Annotated in this window: 17 protein-coding genes and 2 tRNA genes; 12 read left to right on the top strand and 7 right to left on the bottom strand. The window is 67.2% G+C overall.

The genetic code is table 11. The features are described 5' to 3' along the window. Window positions 1-53: 53 nt before the first annotated feature. Window positions 54-218: a hypothetical protein gene (locus tag BLT45_RS18370; RefSeq protein WP_175455833.1), complete on the bottom strand. Its 165-nt coding sequence runs from the start codon at window positions 216-218 to the stop codon at window positions 54-56. 26 nt (window positions 219-244) lie between these two features. Here BLT45_RS18370 and BLT45_RS11605 point away from each other — a divergent pair, with 26 nt between their 5' ends. The 8 genes from BLT45_RS11605 to BLT45_RS11570 all read left to right on the top strand — a co-directional run bounded on the left by BLT45_RS11605 (window position 245) and on the right by BLT45_RS11570 (window position 9,188). Then, complete coding sequence (locus tag BLT45_RS11605; protein WP_093299921.1) at window positions 245-2,815, top strand: TonB-dependent receptor; 2,571 nt, start codon at window positions 245-247, stop codon at window positions 2,813-2,815. A 131-nt stretch (window positions 2,816-2,946) separates the two neighbouring features. Continuing rightward, complete coding sequence (locus BLT45_RS11600; RefSeq protein WP_093299918.1) at window positions 2,947-3,438, top strand: CinA family protein; 492 nt, start codon at window positions 2,947-2,949, stop codon at window positions 3,436-3,438. Window positions 3,439-3,509: 71 nt separating this feature from the next. Continuing rightward, the gene (gene lexA, locus BLT45_RS11595; protein WP_093299915.1) at window positions 3,510-4,154 is read left to right on the top strand and encodes a transcriptional repressor LexA; all 645 of its coding nucleotides are present in this window, start codon (window positions 3,510-3,512) and stop codon (window positions 4,152-4,154) included. 187 nt (window positions 4,155-4,341) lie between these two features. Then, window positions 4,342-5,379 carry a recombinase RecA gene (gene recA / locus BLT45_RS11590; RefSeq protein ID WP_093299912.1) on the top strand — a complete coding sequence of 346 codons (1,038 nt, stop codon included), beginning with the start codon at window positions 4,342-4,344 and terminating at the stop codon, window positions 5,377-5,379. 28 nt (window positions 5,380-5,407) lie between these two features. Continuing rightward, window positions 5,408-5,914, top strand: coding sequence for a recombination regulator RecX (gene recX, locus BLT45_RS11585; protein WP_093301970.1), 507 nt, complete (start codon window positions 5,408-5,410; stop codon window positions 5,912-5,914). A 92-nt stretch (window positions 5,915-6,006) separates the two neighbouring features. Continuing rightward, the gene (alaS, locus tag BLT45_RS11580) at window positions 6,007-8,658 is read left to right on the top strand and encodes an alanine--tRNA ligase (protein WP_093299909.1); all 2,652 of its coding nucleotides are present in this window, start codon (window positions 6,007-6,009) and stop codon (window positions 8,656-8,658) included. Window positions 8,659-8,809: 151 nt separating this feature from the next. After that, a complete protein-coding gene (gene csrA, locus BLT45_RS11575) occupies window positions 8,810-9,019 on the top strand; it encodes a carbon storage regulator CsrA (protein ID WP_093299906.1) in 210 nt (69 codons plus the stop codon). Window positions 9,020-9,095: 76 nt separating this feature from the next. After that, a tRNA-Ser gene (locus tag BLT45_RS11570) sits at window positions 9,096-9,188 on the top strand. A gap of 130 nt (window positions 9,189-9,318) precedes the next feature. On the opposite strand, the gene BLT45_RS11565 is transcribed toward BLT45_RS11570, so the two are convergent. Beyond that, a tRNA-Arg gene (locus BLT45_RS11565) sits at window positions 9,319-9,395 on the bottom strand. Window positions 9,396-9,647: 252 nt separating this feature from the next. Between BLT45_RS11565 and BLT45_RS11560 the strand changes: the two genes are divergently transcribed. Both BLT45_RS11560 and BLT45_RS11555 read left to right on the top strand, forming a co-directional pair. After that, window positions 9,648-11,222 (top strand): right-handed parallel beta-helix repeat-containing protein, encoded by a 1,575-nt coding sequence (locus BLT45_RS11560; protein WP_175455832.1) that lies wholly within the window; start codon window positions 9,648-9,650, stop codon window positions 11,220-11,222. 226 nt (window positions 11,223-11,448) lie between these two features. Further along, complete coding sequence (locus tag BLT45_RS11555) at window positions 11,449-12,846, top strand: TIGR03013 family XrtA/PEP-CTERM system glycosyltransferase (protein ID WP_093301965.1); 1,398 nt, start codon at window positions 11,449-11,451, stop codon at window positions 12,844-12,846. Window positions 12,847-12,874: 28 nt separating this feature from the next. Here the strand turns inward: BLT45_RS11555 and BLT45_RS11550 are convergent, their stop codons facing one another. Next, window positions 12,875-13,789, bottom strand: a complete 915-nt coding sequence (locus tag BLT45_RS11550; protein ID WP_093299900.1) for a glycosyltransferase — start codon at window positions 13,787-13,789, stop codon at window positions 12,875-12,877. Between BLT45_RS11550 and BLT45_RS11545 the strand changes: the two genes are divergently transcribed. Beyond that, window positions 13,776-14,804, top strand: coding sequence for a polysaccharide deacetylase family protein (locus BLT45_RS11545; RefSeq protein ID WP_175455831.1), 1,029 nt, complete (start codon window positions 13,776-13,778; stop codon window positions 14,802-14,804). The genes BLT45_RS11550 and BLT45_RS11545 overlap by 14 nt on opposite strands. 29 nt (window positions 14,805-14,833) lie before the next feature. On the opposite strand, the gene BLT45_RS11540 is transcribed toward BLT45_RS11545, so the two are convergent. From BLT45_RS11540 to BLT45_RS11525, 4 genes are read right to left on the bottom strand one after another with little or no spacing between them, the layout of a single operon-like run. Beyond that, window positions 14,834-15,889, bottom strand: a complete 1,056-nt coding sequence (locus BLT45_RS11540; RefSeq protein WP_093299894.1) for a GNAT family N-acetyltransferase — start codon at window positions 15,887-15,889, stop codon at window positions 14,834-14,836. A 3-nt stretch (window positions 15,890-15,892) separates the two neighbouring features. Beyond that, window positions 15,893-16,873 (bottom strand): NAD(+) synthase, encoded by a 981-nt coding sequence (gene nadE / locus BLT45_RS11535; RefSeq protein ID WP_093299892.1) that lies wholly within the window; start codon window positions 16,871-16,873, stop codon window positions 15,893-15,895. Then, entirely contained in the window at window positions 16,870-18,384 is a 1,515-nt protein-coding gene (locus BLT45_RS11530; protein ID WP_093299889.1) for a class I adenylate-forming enzyme family protein, read from the bottom strand. Before BLT45_RS11530 ends, nadE begins: the two co-directional genes overlap by 4 nt. Window positions 18,385-18,400: 16 nt before the next feature. Continuing rightward, window positions 18,401-18,748, bottom strand: a complete 348-nt coding sequence (locus tag BLT45_RS11525) for an acyl carrier protein (protein ID WP_254771873.1) — start codon at window positions 18,746-18,748, stop codon at window positions 18,401-18,403. 46 nt (window positions 18,749-18,794) lie between these two features. Between BLT45_RS11525 and BLT45_RS11520 the strand changes: the two genes are divergently transcribed. After that, window positions 18,795-20,027 carry a PQQ-dependent sugar dehydrogenase gene (locus tag BLT45_RS11520; RefSeq protein ID WP_093299883.1) on the top strand — a complete coding sequence of 411 codons (1,233 nt, stop codon included), beginning with the start codon at window positions 18,795-18,797 and terminating at the stop codon, window positions 20,025-20,027. The last annotated feature ends 4 nt before the right edge of the window (window positions 20,028-20,031 follow it).

The following is a 20,031-nucleotide window of genomic DNA, read 5'->3' as shown; positions in this document are numbered from 1 at the left end:
GGCGGAATGAGCGAGTTTGGCGTAACCATGGTTCCGCACGATCGTTCGTAAAATCAGTGGCTTATCCATGCCAAAGTGATGGCCTGCGTATCGACGCAGTGCAGAATGCCGCGCTGTGAAGCGGGTGTTAATTTCGCAATGGACGCAAGGGGAGTTGCGTTCTTCATGGCGGCATCGCCGCGCGCCAACATCGGGATCACTGCAAGCCCGTCGCTCATAAAAATGACCCTTGGGAGGGGAGAACATGGTCAAGGCATTGCCCAGGCACAAAGCGCTTTCGCTCGCCGTTTTCGGCGCGCTGTGCGCGACTTCGCAGGCTTACGCACAGCAGGCCGCCGCGCCGGCTGCAGAAGAAGAGCCCACCACACTGGCGACCATGACGGTCACCGCGCAGAAGCGCGAGGAGGCCATGCAGGACGTGCCCATCGCGGTAACCGCCATATCCGAGCAGCTGCTGCAGGATACCGGCGTGCGCGACATCAAGGACCTGCAGGTGCTGGTGCCGGGCATGACCGTGACCAGCACGCAGAGCGAGGCCATCACCACCGCGCGCATCCGCGGCATCGGCACGGTCGGCGACAACGTGGGCCTGGAGTCCTCGGTCGGCGTGGTGATCGACGGTGTGTACCGCCCGCGCAACAGCGTGGGCTTCGGCGATCTCGGCCAGCTCGAGCGCATCGAAGTGCTGAAGGGTCCGCAGGGCACCGTGTTCGGCAAGAACACCTCCGCGGGCGTCATCAACGTGGTGACCCGCCGCCCGGGATATATGCAGAGCGCCGAAGGCGAAGTCACGGTGGGCAACCACGGTGCGATGGGCGTGTCCGGAGCCTACAACGACGCGCTGGGCGAAGTCGGCGCCTTCAACATCTACGCCGCCAAGCGCAAGCGCGACGGCTGGATGGACGTGCGCACCGGCAATGGGCCGCGCAAGGAAACCGACGACTACGACCAGAACTTCCACACCGTGCGCGGCAAGCTGCTGCTGGAGCCGACCGACACCCTCGACATCCTCGTGGCCGGTGACTTCACCAGCCGCGAGGAGAACTGCTGCACCGCCGTGCAGACCACGGTCGGCGCGACGGCGGCCATCCTCAATCGTCTGGTGAATGGTCAGGCCGTGGCTGCCCCGGGCGACGATCCGTTCGACCGCGTGGCCTACAGCAACCGCCCGACCACGCAGGACATCAAGGACAGCGGTGTATCGGTGGAGGTCAATTGGGACTCGCCGTGGTTCGGCAATGCGACGCTGACCTCGATCACCGCCCAGCGCACGTGGGAGGCCATCAACGGCCTGGACTACGATTTCAGCACGGCCGACATCCTGTACCGCAACGCGGACGAGGACGAATCCTTCACCGGCTTCGACACCTTCAGTCAGGAGTTTCGCCTGACCGGTTCGACGGAACGTATCGACTGGATGGTGGGTGCGTTCTACTCCGATGAGGACCTCGACCGCACCGAAACGTACCGGATCGGCCCGCACTACGAGCCGTACCTGTCGGTCGCCCTGCTGTCGATCATCAATCCTGCCCTGGGCCAGTCGCCGACCGCGCCGCTGTTCCTGTCCCAGGCGTCCGGCCGGCCGTTCGGCACGGTCTTCGCCGGCCTGGGCGCGCTGGACAACTACAAGCAGAATGCCAAGAGCACGGCGCTGTTCACCAACAACACCTGGCACGCCACGGACGCGCTCGACATCACCCTGGGCCTGCGCTACACCCGGGAGAAGAAGCACCTGGTCTCCAACTACAGCAACCCCAACGGCGGCGCCGGCTGCGGCGCGATGCTCGCCAACCAGGCGGGCGTGGTGGGCGCGCTGATGGCACGTGGCCTGACCCAGGCGCAGGCGGTCGCCGCCGCCCCGACGGTGATCGGCTACGGCTGCCTGCCGTGGGCGAACCCGCTGCACAACGCGGCCACGCGCGACACCGTGCAGGAGCGCGAAGAGAAGGAGTGGTCGGGTACGGTGAAGGCGGCCTACCGCTGGAACGACAACATCATGACCTACGCCTCGTTCGCGCGCGGCTACAAGGGGGGCGGCTTCAATCTGGACCGCGTGCAGTCCTCGAACGGACTGAGCAGCGGCAGTGCGAACGGCATCATCCCGGTGCTGGACACCTCGTTCCCGGGTGAGTTCGTCGACAGCTACGAGTTGGGCACCAAGACGACCTGGCTGGATGGCAACCTGCTGTTGAATGCCACGCTGTTCCACCAGAAGTATGAGGACTTCCAGCTCAACAGCTTCCTGGGCACCAGTTTCGTGGTGCGTTCGATTCCGGAAGTCACCTCGCAGGGCCTGGACGCGGAACTGCTGTGGCAGCCCCGTTCGATCAAGGGACTGATGTTCCAGAGCGGCCTGATGTATGCCGACACCAAGTACGGCGACAACATCTCCGGTGGCGATTTCGTCGCGCCGACGGGTGCGCTGTACAAGCTCCCGGGCTCGCAGATGAGCTTCGCGCCGAAGTGGTCCGGCTCGGCGTCGGTGACGTACGAATGGGACGTGGGCAGCCTGACGGCGCGATTCAACATCGGCGCCAAGTACGTGTCCAAGTACAACACCGGCTCCGACCTGGATCCGGAGAAGATGCAGGACGCCTACACCGTGGCCAATGCGCGCTTCGGCATCGGCGCACAGGATCAGCGCTGGATGCTGGAGTTCTGGGGCACCAACATCACCGACGAGGACTACGTGCAGGTCGGTTTCGATGGTCCGCTGCAGAACGTCTCGCCGGCGCCGAACAATCCCTTCAACACCTTCAACGCGTTCCTGGGTGCGCCGCGCATGTACGGCGTGACCTTGCGCGTCCGCTACTGATCCCCCTTCGCTGATCGTGGCGAGCGGCCCGCCCCCTGGCGGGCCGTTTTCTTTCCGGTGTCCGCAAACGGCGCGACAGGCGGCGGGCAAATGGGCTACAACAGGCATACCCCCACCATGTAGGAACCACGATGTCCGCTCCCTCGGATGAAGCACTGCGCGTCCTCGCCCAGGCGCTGGGCGATCGATTGCGTCAGGCGCGCGACCACCTGGTCACCGCAGAGAGCTGCACCGGGGGCTGGATCGCGAAATGCGTGACCGACATCGCCGGTTCTTCGGACTGGTTCGACTGCGGCATGGCGGCGTACAGCTATGAAGCCAAGCAGGCATTGCTCGGTGTGCGGCCGCAGACCCTCGAGACGCACGGCGCGGTCAGCCGGGAGACCGTCATCGAAATGGTGTCCGGCGCGCTGGTCAATTCGGGCGCGAGCATCGCGGTCGCGGTGACCGGCATCGCGGGCCCGGGGGGCGGGAGCGCGGACAAGCCGGTGGGCACCGTCTGGATTGGCTGGAAGCGGCGCGGTGGGTACGCCCGCGCGGAAGTCTTCCGTTTCGACGGCGATCGGGACGCCGTGCGTCGGCAGACCGTCGCCAGGGCGTTGCAGGGGCTGGAGCTCCTCTAGCCACGTATCGCCAACCTTGAGGGGCAAGAAGGTATTGCCAGCACACTCTGTTAGTAGTATTACTACTAACCATGGACCTGACCGACACCCAGCTCGCCATCCTCACCCTGATCGCCGAACGGCTTGAAGCCGAGGGCATGCCCCCGTCGCAGGCCGAGATCGCCAAGGCGTTCGGCTTCAAGGGCGTCAGGGCGGCCCAGTACCACCTGGAAGCGCTGGAGCAGGCGGGCGCCATCGAACGCGTGCCCGGTCGCGCGCGGGGCATTCGGGTCCTCAAGGCGCCGCCCGCGCCCCAATCCGGCCTGGCATTCCCGGCCGCCGCCAACGACGAGGGGCTGCGAGTACCCGTCCTCGGGCAGGTCGCCGCCGGCGCCCCCATCGGGGCGGACGCCGACCATCACGACTATGTCCTGCTGGACCGTGCCTTCTTCGCGCCGGCGCCGGATTACCTGCTGAAGGTAAAAGGAGATTCGATGCGTGATGAAGGCATCTTCGATGGCGACCTGATCGGCGTGCACCGCACCCGCGACGCCCGCTCGGGCCAGATCGTGGTGGCACGCATCGACGACGCCATCACCGTCAAGCTGCTGAAGATCGGCAAGGACCGCATCCGCCTGCTGCCCCGCAACCCCGACTACGCGCCGATCGAGGTGCTGCCGGACCAGGACTTCGCCATCGAGGGCCTGTACTGCGGGCTGGTGAGGCCGAACCGGTGAGTGCCCGCGTCCCCTTCGCGCTTCCCGGCCCTGTCACGGGGCAATCTCCGACCGGTACATGCGTCGATCGCCGATCCATTGGCGCTGCGTCGGTAATTAATCTCCCTCATGCCCGCTCCGTCGCAGTCTGTGCGATGGGCCCCCTCCACACTGATCGCACCTGACCACTTTGACTAGGACCACGACGATGGATGAGAACAAGAAGCGCGCCCTTTCCGCCGCCCTGACCCAGATCGAGCGCCAGTTCGGCAAGGGCTCGGTGATGCGCATGGGCGACCGGGTCATCGAGCCCGTCGAGATCATCCCGACCGGCTCGCTGATGCTGGACCTGGCGCTGGGTATCGGCGGCCTGCCCAAGGGGCGCGTGGTCGAGATCTATGGTCCCGAATCCTCCGGCAAGACGACACTGACGCTGCAGGCCATCGCCGAGTGCCAGAAGCAGGGCGGCACGGCAGCCTTCATCGATGCAGAACATGCGCTGGACCCGATCTACGCCGCCAAGCTGGGCGTCAACGTCGACGATCTCCTGCTGTCGCAACCCGATACCGGCGAACAGGCGCTCGAGATCGCGGACATGCTGGTGCGTTCGGGATCCATCGACATCGTCGTCATCGACTCGGTGGCCGCGTTGACCCCGAAGGCGGAAATCGAAGGCGAAATGGGCGACCAGTTGCCCGGTTTGCAGGCACGCCTGATGAGCCAGGCGCTGCGCAAGCTGACCGGCAACATCAAGCGCTCCAATACCTTGGTGGTCTTCATCAACCAGCTGCGCATGAAGATCGGCGTGATGATGCCCGGCCAGAGTCCCGAAACCACGACCGGCGGCAACGCGCTGAAGTTCTACGCCTCGGTTCGCCTGGATATCCGTCGCATCGGCGCCATCAAGAAGGGCGACGAAATCATCGGTAACCAGACCAAGATCAAGGTGGTCAAGAACAAGCTGGCCCCCCCTTTCAAGCAGGTGGTCACCGAGATCCTGTATGGCGAAGGCATCAGCCGCGAAGGCGAACTGATCGACATGGGCGTGGAAGCAAAGCTGGTCGACAAGGCGGGCGCCTGGTACGGCTACGGCGGCGAACGCATCGGCCAGGGCAAGGACAATGCGCGGACCTTCCTGCGCGAGAATCCGGCGGTGGCAGCCAAGCTGGAAGCCGAGCTTCGCGAGAAGTTCCAGCCGGAAGAAGCCAAGCGTGATGAGAAGGCCGACGACGACGGTGATGAGTAAGCGCTGATGGCGTCGCGGGGTGTCCAGCGTGGCGGGTGAAAGCGAGGGCGGCCGCAAGCCGCGTCGCCGGACCGCCGAGCAGACGCCCGTGCAACGCGCCCTGGGTCTGCTGGTGCGCCGGGAACACTCCCGGCGAGAGCTGTCCCGCAAGTTGACCGCCCGCGGCCTGGACGCGGCCGAAGTGCGATCGGCCGTGGATCGGTTGGTGGACGAGGGATGGCAGAGCGACACGCGCTTTGCCGAGACCCTGGTCCGCAGCCGGGCTGCCGGTGGCCATGGCCCGCTGCGGATCCGGGCCGAACTGTCCACCCACGGGCTGGATCGTGAGGCGGTGGAAGCCGCCATGGCCACCTTCGACGGCGACTGGACCGAAACGGCGTGCGACCTCGTCCGCCGGCGTTTCGGTCCAGTCGATCCGGCCGATATCGCGCAGCGGCGCAAGATCGCCGATTTTCTGCTCCGTCGTGGTTTCGATGGCGCGAGCGTCAGGGCCGCCAGCCGGGCAGGGGCGGAGGACTGGGACGGGGCGGCCTGATAATCTAGTGCATTGGGTTGCTTCCGCCCGGCCGCACCCGCATATCGCGGATACGCGGCGCCAGGATGCGCCTTCCAGCCAATGCCTGCCAGATGACCACGCCCACGACCTTCAGCACCCGCCAGATCCGCCAGGATTTCCTCGATTTCTTCGCCGGCAAGGGCCACACCATCGTGCCCTCCGCCTCCCTGGTGCCCGGCAACGACCCCACCTTGCTGTTCACCAACTCTGGCATGGTGCAGTTCAAGGATGTGTTCCTGGGTGCGGAGAAGCGCAGCTACGTGCGCGCGGCCGATGTGCAGCGCTGCTTGCGCGCGGGCGGCAAACACAACGATCTTGATTCCGTTGGCTACACGGCGCGGCACCACACGTTCTTCGAAATGTTGGGGAATTGGTCCTTCGGCGATTACTTCAAGAAGGACGCCATCGCCTGGGCGTGGGAGCTGCTGACCGAAGTCTGGAAGCTGCCCAAGGAGCGCCTGCTGGTCACGGTCTACCACACCGACGACGAGGCCTACGACCTCTGGCACAACATGATCGGCCTGCCGGCCGAACGCATCGTCCGCATCGGCGACAACAAGGGTGCGCCCTACGCGTCGGACAACTTCTGGCAGATGGCGGACACCGGTCCCTGCGGTCCATGCACCGAGATCTTCTACGACCATGGCGACCACATCGCCGGCGGCCCTCCGGGTTCTCCGGACGAGGACGGGGATCGCTACATCGAGATCTGGAACAACGTCTTCATGCAGTTCGATCGCCAGCCGGACGGCACCCTGGTGCCGCTGCCGGCCCCATGCGTCGACACCGGAATGGGCCTGGAACGCCTCGCCGCGGTGCTGCAGCACGTCCATACGAACTACGAGATCGATTTGTTCCAGGCGCTGATCCGCAAGGCGTCCGAGCTGACCGGCACGGCTGATCTGGAGAACAAGTCGCTGCGTGTCATCGCCGACCATATCCGCGCCTGCAGCTTCCTGATCGTCGATGGCGTGCTGCCTTCCAACGAGGGTCGTGGCTATGTGCTGCGCCGGATCATCCGCCGCGCGCTGCGCCATGGCTGGATGCTGGGCGTGCGGCAGCCGTTCTTCCACAAGATGGTCGGCACGCTGGCCGACCTGATGGGGGACGCCTATCCGGAACTGCCCGCTGCCCGGGACCTCGTGGAAAGGGCGTTGAAGGCCGAAGAAGAACGCTTCGCCGAGACGCTCGACGCCGGCATGCGCATCTTCGACGACGTCGCGTCGCGTGTGTCCGATGGCGTGATTCCCGGAGCGGATGCGTTCCGTCTGTACGACACGTATGGCTTCCCGGTCGACCTGACCGCCGACATCGCGCGCGAGCGCGGATTGACGGTGGACATGGCCGGCTTCGATGCGGCCATGGAGCAGCAGCGGGAAACCGCGCGCGCTGCCGGCAAGTTCGCCTCCAGTACCGGCCTGCCTGCCGATCTGGTCGCGCAGATGTCGCCGACGGGCTTTCTGGGTTACGACCAACTCGATGCCGGTGGCCTGCAGATCGTCGCACTGCTGAAGGACGGTCGTCCGGTGGCATCCATCGATGCGGGCGACGAGGCGGTGGTGATCCTGGACCGCACGCCGTTCTATGCGGAGTCCGGTGGCCAGGTCGGCGACACCGGTGTGCTGGCGGAACAAGGCGTCGAATTCGATGTCGCCGATACGCTCAAATTCGCGGGCCAGTTCCATGGCCATGTCGGGCGCGTCGCCAAGGGCAGCCTGAAGGTCGGCGACCATGTGGTCGCGTCGGTCGACGCCGCGCGCCGCGCCAGCACCATCCTCAACCACTCGGCGACGCACCTGCTGCACGCAGCGCTGCGCGAAGTGCTGGGCACGCACGTCCAGCAGAAAGGTTCGCTGGTGGCGCCGGATCGCCTGCGCTTCGATTTCTCCCATTTCCAGCCGCTGACGGCCGCCGAACTGGCCGAAATCGAGCGCCGGGTCAACGCGCAGGTCCGTGCCAACCACGAAGCCGAAGTCCACAACATGGGCATGCAGGAAGCGTTGGACTTCGGCGCCATGGCGCTGTTCGGCGAGAAGTACGGCGAACACGTCCGCGTACTGAAGATGGGTGGCTATTCCACCGAATTGTGCGGCGGCACGCATGTCGGCCGGACCGGCGACATCGGCCTGTTCAAGCTGGTCAGTGAAGGCGGCGTGTCGTCGGGCGTCCGTCGCATCGAGGCCGTCACGGGGCAGGGCGCGCTGGACTACGTGGCCGACGAGGAGCACCGGTTGGCCGAGGCCGCCGCGCTGCTGGGTGGCAACGCGACGGAGGTGGTCGAAAAGGTTCGGGCGTTGGCCGACCGTCAGAAGAAGCTCGAGCGGGAACTGGAGGGGTTGAAAGCCAAGGCCGCTTCCAGCGCCACCTCGGACCTGGCCGGTTCCGCCGTGGACGTGGGCGGCATCCGGGTCCTGGCTTCCCGCCTGGAGGGGTTCGACGGCAAGGCGCTCCGCGACGCCATGGACCGCCTGAAGCAGCAGCTGGGCGACGCGGTCATCCTGTTGGCCGGCACCGCGGACGGCAAGGCGGCCCTGGTCGCCGGCGTGAACGGTGCCGCAACCGGGCGGGTCAAGGCCGGGGAACTCCTCTCCCATGTCGCCAGTCAGATCGGGGGCAAGGGCGGTGGTCGCCCGGACCTCGCCCAGGGTGGTGGTGAGGACGGACCCGCCCTTGCCACGGCCCTTCAGGGCGTTCCTGAATGGGTTCAGCAACGCCTCGGCTGACCCCCCTTATTGGACTATGCGGTGCTTGCGGCCGTGCGCCCCCGGCCGCTAACATGCTTTAGGTTCATGAATGTACCAGGAAGCCGCCAGCCCCTTTTCACGAGGCAGGCGCGCCCCCGGCACTATCCTTGCCGGATTACGGAGAAGAAACATGTTGATCTTGACCCGCCGTGTCGGCGAAACCCTGATGATCGGCGATTCGGTCACGGTGACCGTGCTTGGCGTCAAAGGCAACCAGGTGCGTATCGGCATCACGGCGCCGAAGGATGTGGCCGTGCATCGCGAAGAAATCTATCAGCGCATCCAGCGCGGTGAAGAAATCGGTTCGCCCTCCGCATCGGAGAACGCCACTTCGGAGTGAATGTGTTTGCCGCCTGCGCGGTGAGCCGCTATTCTATGCGGCCGCTGCGGTACGACTGCGGCGGGCAACAAGACCCGGAGTGATGCCCGAGTGGCCGAAGGGGCTCCCCTGCTAAGGGAGTATAGGGTCAAAAGCCTTATCGAGGGTTCGAATCCCTCTCACTCCGCCAGTTTGAAAAAAGAAGGCCCCGCATCGCGGGGCCTTCTTTTTTTTGATCGGCTCGCCGCGCCCGCGGCGCGTGCGGGAGCAGCATGCGGACGAAAAAAAACAGGCAGACCTTAAGTCTGCCTGTTTCGAGATGGCGCGCCCGGAGAGATTCGAACTCCCGACCGCCTGGTTCGTAGCCAGGTACTCTATCCAGCTGAGCTACGGGCGCGTTTCGTTAGACGCGGAATTCTGCACGAAGCGGTTTCACCCGTCAATAACTTCCCGGCAACATTTTCGAAGGCGGTGCGGCCGGGCGAGCATGCACCTGCTCCGATGACGGCAAGCCGATGCCGGATTTGAGGCGAGCGTCTCATCCCGTTTGCATAATCGAGGCCTGGATTAGCAGGGCATTCACGCCCGGGCCGCGAGAATGGCCGGGCAGGGGAACTACAGAACGCGCAAAGTCGCGGGAGTCGAATTGATGCTTCTTTCCAAACCCCTGCTCGGGCTGGGGCTGCTCGCCGCTGTGCCGCTGAGCGCCGCGGCGGCGACGTACAACGTCGGGCCCGGCCGCCAGTACACCCAACTCACCACGTTCTTCAACAGCGTCAACCTCGCGCCGGGGGACATCGTCGAAGTGGACGGTGGGACCACCTATGCGGGCAATATCGTGGTGGGCGACGACGACAGCGGTACCGCGGCGAGCCCGGTGACGATCCGCTGGCGCCGCGTCGCGGGCGTCACCCGCCCGGTGCTGTCGGGGGGCGCGCACACGATCAAGTTCCAGCAGTCCAACCACATCGTCTTCGAAGGCTTCGAAGTCACCGGCGGCACCAGCAGCTGCATCTTCAGCGAAGCCCATAACGCGACCGTCCGCGACGCGTACGTGCACGACTGCCCGTCGCACGGCATCCTCGCCGCCGACCAGAATTCTGGCTCCTTTACGCTGGAGTACAGCGAGATCGCGCGTTCCGGTCAGGGCGATCGACGGCACGCCCTCTACATACAATCGGACGAGGTAACGTACCCCGATACCGTGTTCCGCATGCGCTACAACTACGTGCACAGCGCCACCGGCGGCGTGCTCGTGCGCGTGCGCCACCAGCGTGCCGAGATCCACTACAACTGGATCGAGGGCTCGGACCTGCACGAAGTCGAGCTGATCGGGCCGGACTGCGAAACGCAGAAGGCGGGCTGGAACGCGGACCTGCGCCGCGAGGACGCGGAACTGGTCGGCAACGTGATCATCCACCGATCGACCAGTCGTTCGGGCAATGCCTTGCGCATCGGCGGCGACCTCAACGGACGCAACCAGGGCCGTACGCGCCTGGTGAACAATACGATCCTGCTGGACCGTTCCGGCTCGGCGAATGCCGTGCTGGTCCAGTTGGGCCAAGGCTCGCTGGAGATGCACAACAACGTGGTCTACCAGCCGGCGTCGGGTAGCGCGCCCGCGATCGTGCGGGAGAATCCGGCCAGCAATGTCGACACGCCGTATTGCGGACCGCAGAGCCGCGAGCCGTGGTCCGACGGGCGCAAGGTGTCCGGCTCGAACAACTGGGTCCAGACCGCCGCCACGCTGGTGCCTGGCGAATGGAGCGGTACGTTGCGCGGCACGGACCCGATGTTCGTCGACCTGGCCCAGCGGAACCTGCGCCCGCGCGCGGGAAGTCCGCTGCTCAATGCCGGCAACAACACGCCGCCTGCCCCCGGCGCATTCCCGTTCCCGTCGCCGCAGCTCCTGCCTGCGTTTGATCCTCCCGTGAGGACCAAGCTGGCCATCGGCGATGCGCACGCCCGCCTGTCGCTGGAGGGCAGGATCGACGTTGGCGCCTTCGAGCAATTCGATATCGACCAGGTGTCCGACCCGATCCGGGTCAACGGCGCGCATCCCTTGATCCCGGGCGGGCTGCCGGGCTCAACGGCGCAGCCCGTCACGGCCTCCCAGCCGGCCGTGGCGACGCCGGATGCCACCGCGCCGACGCCCGCCAGGGACCGGCCGCGCTGGCGGCAGTCGCCGGCGGCGCGTTATCGCAGGGGCGTCATCAGACCCTGAGATCGTCGATTCCGCCTGGAGTCCTGAAGCCGCCCACTGGGCGGCTTTTTTGTGGTGGCCTGTCCGGAGGCGCCGGCAAGTCGCGTTGGAACAATGTGTCGGACATGTACGTGCATTGGGATGCGGCGGCCACGGGCCCTGGAAGGGTCACGGTCGCTGGCGTCGGAACGAACACAGCGCGGCCTGGCTTGGCAGCCGGAGCCAGCGCCGCATCAGGGGGATGTCGATGAAGGCAACACACAAGAGCCGCAAGGACCGGGTGATCCGGTTCCTGTGGCTGGGGGAAGTGGTCGTTCTGTTCGCGGCCGTCATGGCGGCGGCATGGATCCGATTCCATACCGAGCCGGAGTACCAGGTCCAGTTCTTGGAGCAGACGCCCTGGCGCGCCCTGATCGTGGCGCTGGCCCTCACCGGTGCGATGACGGCATTCGGCCTTTACCAGACGCACGTGCGGCATACCCGCATGGACTTCGTCCTGCGCGTGGCGCTGTCGTTCGCCTTCGGCGGCATCGCGCTGGTCGTCCTCTACTACCTGCTGCCGCAGGCGTACCTCGGACGCGGCGTCCTGGCGATCTCGTTGGCCATCGGCCTCGCGGGCGTCGTGCTGGTGCGCGTGGCCTGGGTTCGCCTCTTCCATTCGGACGTGCTCAAGCAGCGGGTGCTGATCCTGGGTGCCGGGCGCAACGCCGACCTCATCAATTCCTGCATGCGTCGCCGCTCGGACCGCCGCACGTTCACGGTGGTGGGCTTCGTGCCGGTGCCGGGCCAGCCCGTCCAGGTGCGCGAAGACCTGCTGATCCACCGCGGCGAAGAGGGCCTGCACGACCTGGCCGAGCGCCTGCAGATCGATGAGCTGGTGATCGCGCCCGACGAACGCCGCGGCGGGCTGCCCATGGAGCAGATGCTGCTCTGCGTTCAGCGCGGCATGTCTGTCGTCGACCTGTCCAGCTTCTTCGAGCGCGAGGCCGGCATGGTCCAGCTTAATGCGGTGGACCCGTCGTGGTTGGTGTTCTCGGGTGGCTTCGACTACTCCACGCCGCGCCGCCTCAGCAAGCGGTTCTTCGACCTGGTCGCGGGCAGTGTGCTGCTGCTGGTGAGCTGGCCGCTGATGATCCTGGTGGGCCTGGCCGTGTGGCTGGAGTCGGGCGGTCCGGTGTTCTACAGCCAGACGCGCGTCGGCGAACGCGGGCGCCATTTCACCCTGACCAAGTTCCGCAGCATGCGGGTGGATGCCGAGAAGAACGGCGTGGCGGTGTGGGCGAGCAAGGACGACGACCGCAGCACGCGGGTCGGCCGCATCATCCGCAAGACGCGCCTGGACGAGCTGCCGCAGATCATCGCGGTGCTGCGCGGCGACATGAGCTTCGTCGGTCCGCGCCCCGAACGCCCGCATTTCGTCGACATGCTCAACGACGAGGTGCGCTACTACGGCGTGCGCCACAGCGTGAAGCCGGGCCTGACGGGCTGGGCGCAGCTTCGCTACCCCTACGGGGCGTCGGTGCGCGATGCGGAAGAGAAACTGAAGTTCGACCTCTTCTACGTGAAGAACCACGGGCTGGTGTTCGACCTGATGATCCTGCTGCAGACCGTGGAAGTGGTGCTGTTCGGCCGTGGCGCGCGCTGAGCGCGCATCGCCGGCGCGTGCCGCGGGATCAGCCCGGCACGAGGCTGCGCAACGCGCGCTTGAGGCCGAAGGGCACGAGCGCCCTGATCTGGCCGCGCAGCTGCGCGTCGCGGGTCAGGCGCCAGGCGCGCCGGGCCAGCGTGGCGCCGTCCTTCCAGCGTCCGCGGATCAGCATGCCGCGCGCGTTCCGGACGTAGGTACCCGCGAGCGCTTCGTCGAGCTCCCGGTCGTCCACGCTGCCGCGCGCATCGGCCACGGCGGCCTCGACCACGCGCACATAGTCGTCGTAGGTACTGTCGGCCGCCGACAGGCCGTCGTGGCCGCGCATCGCGCGGACCAGCGCCTGTTCGACCACGCCGATCTTCCAGTGCCGTGCCACGCGCAGGTGGAACTCCAGATCTTCGGCCGTGCGCAGTCCCTCGTCGAAACCGCCGAGCTGGTCGACGACGTCCCGGCGCAGCAACACGGATGCGGGCGCCAGGGCAGGATTGTGCAGGATCCAGCGCAGCACCCAGCCGTCCTCGCGCAACGTGTCGCGGCGACGAAACACGTCGATGTGCCGGTATTCGCTGTCGACGCGCTCGACGTCGCACAGCACCATGCCGAAATCGGGATGCGCTTCCAGGAAGGCGACCTGAAGCGCGGTCTTCTCGGGCAACCACAGGTCGTCGCTGTCCAGCAGGGCCAGGTAGCGCCCCTGCGCCAACCGCAGGCCGTGGTTGCGCGCGGCGGATACGCCGGCGTTCGGTTGCCATACGTAGCGCACGCGATCGCCGTAGCGCGCGCGAAGCATGTCGTCGGTGCCGTCCGTGGAGCCGTCGTCGATCACGATGATCTCGTCCACGGTACGGGTCTGCGCGAGCACGGAATCGATCGCGCGCGGCAACAGGTCCCGACGGTTGTACGTCGGTATAATCACTGAAACTTCGATGCGGGCCGCCATGCTGAAGGACGTCTCCAAGAAGCTGCTCTATACCAGTGGGCTGCTCGGTCTTTATCACCGGCTGCGCAATGCGGACAGCCTGACCGTCGTGATGTTCCATCGTACCCTGAGTCCGGACGATCCGCGCTGGACCACCTGCGATCCGGACTACACGTTGGCCACCGGGTGGCTCGAACAGTCGCTGGCGTTCTTCCGGCGCCACTACAACGTGGTGTCGCTGGAGCAGGTGCTCGCCTCGCGCCGGACGGGCGCCACGTTGCCCAAGCGGGCGTTGCTGATCACCTTCGACGATGGCTGGGCCGACAACGCCGACTACGCGTTGCCCGCGCTGGAGCGGGCGGGCCTGCCCGCGTTGATGTTCGTCGTCGCCGATGCGGTGGGTACGCGGCAGCCCTTCTTCCAGGAGCGTCTGATCGCCGCATGGCGGCGCGGCGCGGTGACCGTGCGCGAGCTGTCCGACGCGTTGCCCGCGGGCGAGGCCGCATCGGCCGGAGACGAATCGATGACCTCGCTGCGCGCTGTCATCGCACGCCTTGAGGCGCTCGATGCCGGCGTCAGGACGCAGGTGCTCGCGCCGTTCATGGCCAAGCTCGACGACGGCCACCGGCACATGGTGACGGTGGACGAACTGCAGCGCCTGCAGGCCGGCGGTGTTGCGCTGGGCCTGCACGGCAAGACGCACACACCGATGAAGCTCGCTCCCGACCTCGATGCGGAATTGTCGGGCGCACGCGCGTCGCTGGCGCACCAGCTGGGGCAGGCGCAGGCGAGTGCGGAGTCGATGTCGTTCCCGCACGGTTCGTTCGATGCGGGCATCGCCCAGCGAGCGCGTGAGGCGGGGTACGAGCTGGTGTTCACCAGCGTGCCCGTGCTGAACCCGACCGTGTCCGGCGTGGGCTGGCTGCTGGGGCGCACGGGTTTCGAGACGGATACCGTGGTGGATGCGCAGGGTCGCTTCCGCGACGACTTGCTGGCCCTGTACCTGTTCCGGCGGCAGGCGCGCCGCCTGGCCTGATCGCCTGCCCCGCGATGCGGGGCGGCGGGTTACTCGTCCTCGTCCGCCGAGGTCAGGAAGATCGGCGCCGATGCGAAGGCGGCCTCCGGCGAGGTCCAGCGCATGAAGACCGGACGATGGCCGCGTTCCACGAAGTGGACCGCATGCCAGCCCGCGCGCTGTGCTTCCGGTGCGCAGATTTCCACCGAGACCGCACTGCAGCCCAGCTTGCGCGCCGCACTCAGCAACTCGCCGGCATGCGCCGCGGCCATGCCGCGCGCGCCGTCCACCGACCAGAAATCGCGCACGTGCAACGTGCCCTCGATGCGCTGCACCGCGAACCAGGCCTGCAGCGCACGATCCTGCTCGCGTTTCACCAGCAGGTAGCGCGTGGTCGCCAACGGGGATTCGTCGAAGCGCCAGCGCAGGTGGGCGACGTCGCGGACCGCCATCACGGCGTCGTCCTTCGCGGATTCGGCCCACACCGCGTCGATGCGCGCATCGGCCTGGTCCGCCCAGGCGGAACACAGGGACGGGCCACGCAGGCGGGTGAAGGCGTCGCGACACGCGATCGCGACATCGGCGGCCCAACCGGCGGGCGTCGCCAGCCAGGCCGGCATGCGGCTGCGCAGATAGCCCGCATGCCGGAGCACGCGGGCGTAGCGCACCAGGTGCGTCGGCTGCGAATAGCCGATGCGCTTGAACACCGGCGCGGCCTTGGGATTCGGAAAACCGTAGAGCACATCGAGCGCTTCGTCCGCCGCGGCGATGAGCCCCTGCTGGAGCATCAGCGCGGGCCCCAGCGAGCGGTGCTGCGGCAACACCGCCAGGTCGACCAGTACGCCGGCACGCAGCTCCTGGCCCCGCCACGACAGGCGACGGCGACCCGCGGACGCGGTGCCCACATGGGTCTGGCCCGGCACATCGAGCAACAACTCGAGCAGCGGTTCGCCATGCGGGCAGCGCAGGTAGAACCATTCGTACTTCGCCGTCATCCGGGCGTCCTGGCCCAGGTTGCCGCGCCACAGCGCCAGCACCGTATCCCGGTCGCGCGCCGGGCGGCCGGCCTCCACGAGGTACTGCGGTGAGGTGGGCATGGCGTTCATCGCTCAGTCCAGTTCGGGAACGTCGCCGGCCAGGACCGGCGCCATGTGCAGGTACTTCGTCGTCCTGCGCTTGTTGCGGACGTCGTCGTAGACGGCCTGCGCGTGCGCCGGCGTGATGCCCAGGGCGGTGGCGAGCTCGCTGGCGGGACGGTCGTGGTTGAGCGCCCAGATCGCCAAGTCCATCTGCTGGTACGGCAGGGCGAAATAGAACTCATCCTGGCCCTGGCTCAGGCTGTAGGTATCCGTGGTCGGGATCGCCGCGCAGACGCGCTCGGGCAGGCCCAGGTGACGCGCCATGCCGTACACCTGCGATTTGTACAGGTGCGCGATGGGCTTGACGTCGGCCGAGCCGTCGCCGTTCTTGACGAAGAAACCCTGGTCGTACTCCACCCGGTTCGGGGTGCCGACGACGCCGTAGTTCAGGCGATCGGCGTGGAAGTACTCCAGCGTCTTGCGGATGCGCTGCTTGAAGTTGGTGGCGGCGACGATGGTGAGGTAGTCGGCCAGTGCGAGGTCGCGTTCGTGCATCGCGCCGTCAGGCGACTGCGCGATCAGGCGGAAACGGTTGATGCGGCCTTCGGTGCCGCCGTCGATGACGATCTTGAACTTCCAGCCCTCGCCGTACTCCGGCAGGGTGTTGCGCACGGCTTCGTCGCGGGCGCGGTAGCAGCCGATCGCCGCCAGCGCGGGGGCGATGTCGACGGTTTCGGTCCGCACGCCGAGATGCTCGGCCAGGATGTGCGCGCGTGCGGCGCTGTCGTCGGAGGAATCCTGCTCGGGCAGGATCAGCGTGAACACGCGGTCGGCGCCCAGCGCACGCACCGCGAGTGCGGCACTGACCGAACTGTCGATGCCGCCGGAGATCGCGACGACGAGTCCGCGCCGGTGCAGCTGGCGGGCGGTGATCTCGCGCAGGCGCGCGCAGATGCGGTCGGCTTCGCTCTGGTAGTCGATGTCGAGGACGTGGTGGTCGAGCTGGCTCATGGGCTTGCGGTCTGCTCCGTCAGTTGGACACGTCGGACCTTGCCGGACGCAGTGCGCGGCAGGGCGTCGACGAAGGTGATGAGTCGGGGGATCTTGTAGGCGGCCAGGCGCGCACGGCAGTGCGCCTTGATGCGGTCTTCGGCACGCGGCAGCACCTCGTCCGCGACGATGAAGGCCTTGATGACCTGGCCCAGTGCGTCGTCGTCGATGCCCACCACCGCGACCTCGCGGATGCCGGGGAGTTCGGCGATGACTTCTTCCACGTCGGTGGGGTGAACGCGGTGCGCGCCGGTCTTGATCATGTCGCTGCGGCGGCCCTGCAGGAACAGGTAGCCCTCCGCATCCACGTAACCGAGGTCGCCGGTGTGCAGCCAGCCGTCGCGCAGCACGGCTTGGGTGGCGGCCGGGTTGTTCCAGTAGCCGAGCATGATGCCCGGCCCGCGCACGCAGACCTCGCCGCCCTGGCCGACGCCGGCGGCGGTGCCGTCCTCGGCGAGGATGCGCCAGTGGGTGTCCTGCACGGGGATGCCGACCGAACCGCGCTTCTCGTCCAGGCGCTCGGGCGGCAGCCAGCTGATCCGCGACGTCGCCTCGGTCTGCCCGTACATCAGGAACAGGCGCACCTCCGGCAGCAGGCCGCGCACGCGGTCAGCGATGGCGGGCGCCATCGCGCCACCGGCCTGGGTCAGGTAGCGCAGCGAAGCCAGGTCATGGCCACGCCGCTCCAGCATGTCCATCAGCAGCACGTAGGTGGACGGCACGCCGGAAAAACCCGTGGCGCGGTGGTGCTGGACGGCGTCGAGCACCTGGATCGGGAACACCATGCTCGGCCCCAGCACGATGCAGGCGCCGCTGGCGAGGTGGGTGTGGAGTACCGAAGCGCCGTAGGCGTAGTAGAACGGCAACACGCTGACGACCGTGTCGTCCGGCGTCAGTCCCAAGTAGGCGACCACCGCGTCCGTGTTCGACGCCACGTTGGCATGACTGAGCATCACGCCCTTGGGGTCGCCGGTGGTGCCGGAGGTGTACAGCAACTGCGCCAAGGTCGCGTCGGCGTCGCCTTCGGTCGCGAAATCCGTGTCGTCGCCGTCCACCTGCGGCAGTGCCGCTTCCGCAGCGAGCTCGATCGCCAGCGGCGCGGATGTCGCGCCTTCCCAGTGGACGAGCGTCTGCTCCATGTCGCGATGGCCGGCTTCCTGCACGACGAAACGCGCGCCGGAGTGCCGCAGCCACGGACCGAAATCGCGCGAGCGCGCCTGCGCATTGAGCGGCGCGACGACGCCGCCGGCCAGCCATGTGCCATAGATCGCCACGGCGCCCTCGATGCGGTTCGGCAGCACCAGGGCCACGCGGTCCTGCGGTTGCAGGCCGGCGCCGCGCAGGTAGCGGGCGAAGCCGCACGCCTGTGCCCAGAAGTCCGCGTACGCGATCGTCCGCGCGCCGTCGATCATCGCGACGCGCTGTGGGGCGCTGCGTGCGTTCCTGGCGAGGCGGGCGGTCAGGCGCTCCATCGACGGGCCGTCCGGATCAGACGGCGACGGCGAGCTTGCGCGAAACGAAGGCGTCGACGGTCTCGATCGAATCGAAGTTGGCCGGCGTCATTTCCTCGGCCGCGATCTGCAGCTTGAACGCGTCCTCGAGGAAGAAGACCAGCTCATGGATGCCGGTCGAATCGATGATGCCTCCCTGGATCAGCGAATCCTGATCGCCCACGGCGGACGGATCGTCCGAGAAGAGGAAGTTCTGCAGGATGAAGGCTTTGATCTGTTGCTTCTGCGGCATGGTGTCCCCGGCATTTCCTGTTCCGTTGCTGTCCAGATGAACGGCGGTTCGGACGTTCACCGGCCAAGCGGGACAGGGGGGCAGGGCGGACATTCGCGGTGCTACCATCGCCGCCCGACGTCACCGACAGGAGTCCACGATGCGTGCTTCCTTCCTGATCCTGGCCCTCGTGGCGCTGGCCGGCTGCCGGCAGAACGCGCCCGTGGCGCAACCCGCAGCGCCGCCGCGCACGGTGCAGGATCCGTCGCCCCGGGCCTACGCATCGGAAAAACAGGCTTTCGTGGTAGCGGAGCAGGTGGTCGGACTCGACCATCCGTGGTCGGTCGCGTTCCTGCCCGATGGCGGAATGCTCGTTACGGAGCGTGCCGGCCGGTTGCGCAAGATCGGTGCCGACGGCGGCGTCTCGGAGCCCGTCGAAGGGCTGCCGAACATCTTCGTCGATGGCCAGGCCGGCCTGCTCGATGTCGTCCTGTCACCCGGTTACCGCACCGACGGCCTGGTGTACCTGGCCTTCGCCGAACCCACCTTCCGCGGCAACAAGGCCGGGACCGCCGTGGTGCGCGGGAAGCTGCAGGGCAACGCACTGGTCGATGCGACCGTCGTCTACCGGCAGGAGCCCAAGCTTTCGCATGGCACGCACGTCGGCGCACGCCTGGTGTTCGACGACCAGGGCGACCTGTTCGTCACCCACGGCGACAACCGCGTCGGCGCGGCGACCGCGCAGGAACTGGACAAGCTGTCCGGCAAGATCGTGCGCATCCATCCCGATGGCACGGTGCCGGCCGACAATCCGTTCGTGGCGAAAGCCGGCGCACGCGGCGAGATCTGGTCGTACGGGCACCGCAACGTGCAGGGCGCTGCGCTGCATCCGGTCACCCGCCAGCTGTGGGCGACGGAGCATGGCCCGATGGGCGGGGACGAACTGAACCTGCCGAAACCCGGCCTCAACTACGGATGGCCGGTGGTCACCCATGGCGTGGACTACAGCGGGCGTCCGGTACCCGGATCGCAAGGCAACGCCGCACCGGGAATGGAACCGCCGCACCACGTGTGGATGAAGTCGCCCGGCCTCAGCGGCATGGCGTTCTACACCGGCGATGCGTTGCCGGGATGGAAGGGCAACCTGTTCCTCGGCGCGCTCGCGTCGAAGGCGCTGATCCGGCTCGAACTGGACGGCGACCGCGTCGTGCACGAGGAGCGCCTGCTGCTGGACCGCAACCAGCGCATCCGTGACGTCCGGCAAGGGCCGGATGGCGCGCTCTACGTGCTGGTGGACGCGCCCGCGCCCGACGGCAAGCTGCTGAGGATCACGCCGGCACCGGCTGCCGTATCGGCGCCCGCACCGGTGGCACCGGCCGCCGGCGCGCCGTAGCGCA

Source organism: Pseudoxanthomonas sp. CF385 (assembly GCF_900104255.1).
Classification (GTDB): Bacteria; Pseudomonadota; Gammaproteobacteria; order Xanthomonadales; family Xanthomonadaceae; genus Pseudoxanthomonas_A.
Note: the sequence above shows the minus strand (reverse complement) of the source record. Positions and strands in the feature narration are given on the sequence as shown.

What these genes read in the sequence shown, in the direction of transcription:
- BLT45_RS18370 (WP_175455833.1), bottom strand. Translation starts at nt 218, where the DNA reads ATGAGCGACGGGCTTGCAGTGATCCCGATGTTGGCGCGCGGCGATGCC.
- BLT45_RS11605 (WP_093299921.1), top strand. Translation starts at nt 245, where the DNA reads ATGGTCAAGGCATTGCCCAGGCACAAAGCGCTTTCGCTCGCCGTTTTC.
- BLT45_RS11600 (WP_093299918.1), top strand. Translation starts at nt 2,947, where the DNA reads ATGTCCGCTCCCTCGGATGAAGCACTGCGCGTCCTCGCCCAGGCGCTG.
- lexA (WP_093299915.1), top strand. Translation starts at nt 3,510, where the DNA reads ATGGACCTGACCGACACCCAGCTCGCCATCCTCACCCTGATCGCCGAA.
- recA (WP_093299912.1), top strand. Translation starts at nt 4,342, where the DNA reads ATGGATGAGAACAAGAAGCGCGCCCTTTCCGCCGCCCTGACCCAGATC.
- alaS (WP_093299909.1), top strand. Translation starts at nt 6,007, where the DNA reads ATGACCACGCCCACGACCTTCAGCACCCGCCAGATCCGCCAGGATTTC.
- csrA (WP_093299906.1), top strand. Translation starts at nt 8,810, where the DNA reads ATGTTGATCTTGACCCGCCGTGTCGGCGAAACCCTGATGATCGGCGAT.
- BLT45_RS11560 (WP_175455832.1), top strand. Translation starts at nt 9,648, where the DNA reads ATGCTTCTTTCCAAACCCCTGCTCGGGCTGGGGCTGCTCGCCGCTGTG.
- BLT45_RS11555 (WP_093301965.1), top strand. Translation starts at nt 11,449, where the DNA reads ATGAAGGCAACACACAAGAGCCGCAAGGACCGGGTGATCCGGTTCCTG.
- BLT45_RS11545 (WP_175455831.1), top strand. Translation starts at nt 13,776, where the DNA reads ATGCGGGCCGCCATGCTGAAGGACGTCTCCAAGAAGCTGCTCTATACC.
- BLT45_RS11550 (WP_093299900.1), bottom strand. Translation starts at nt 13,789, where the DNA reads ATGGCGGCCCGCATCGAAGTTTCAGTGATTATACCGACGTACAACCGT.
- BLT45_RS11540 (WP_093299894.1), bottom strand. Translation starts at nt 15,889, where the DNA reads ATGAACGCCATGCCCACCTCACCGCAGTACCTCGTGGAGGCCGGCCGC.
- nadE (WP_093299892.1), bottom strand. Translation starts at nt 16,873, where the DNA reads ATGAGCCAGCTCGACCACCACGTCCTCGACATCGACTACCAGAGCGAA.
- BLT45_RS11530 (WP_093299889.1), bottom strand. Translation starts at nt 18,384, where the DNA reads ATGGAGCGCCTGACCGCCCGCCTCGCCAGGAACGCACGCAGCGCCCCA.
- BLT45_RS11525 (WP_254771873.1), bottom strand. Translation starts at nt 18,748, where the DNA reads ATGTCCGCCCTGCCCCCCTGTCCCGCTTGGCCGGTGAACGTCCGAACC.
- BLT45_RS11520 (WP_093299883.1), top strand. Translation starts at nt 18,795, where the DNA reads ATGCGTGCTTCCTTCCTGATCCTGGCCCTCGTGGCGCTGGCCGGCTGC.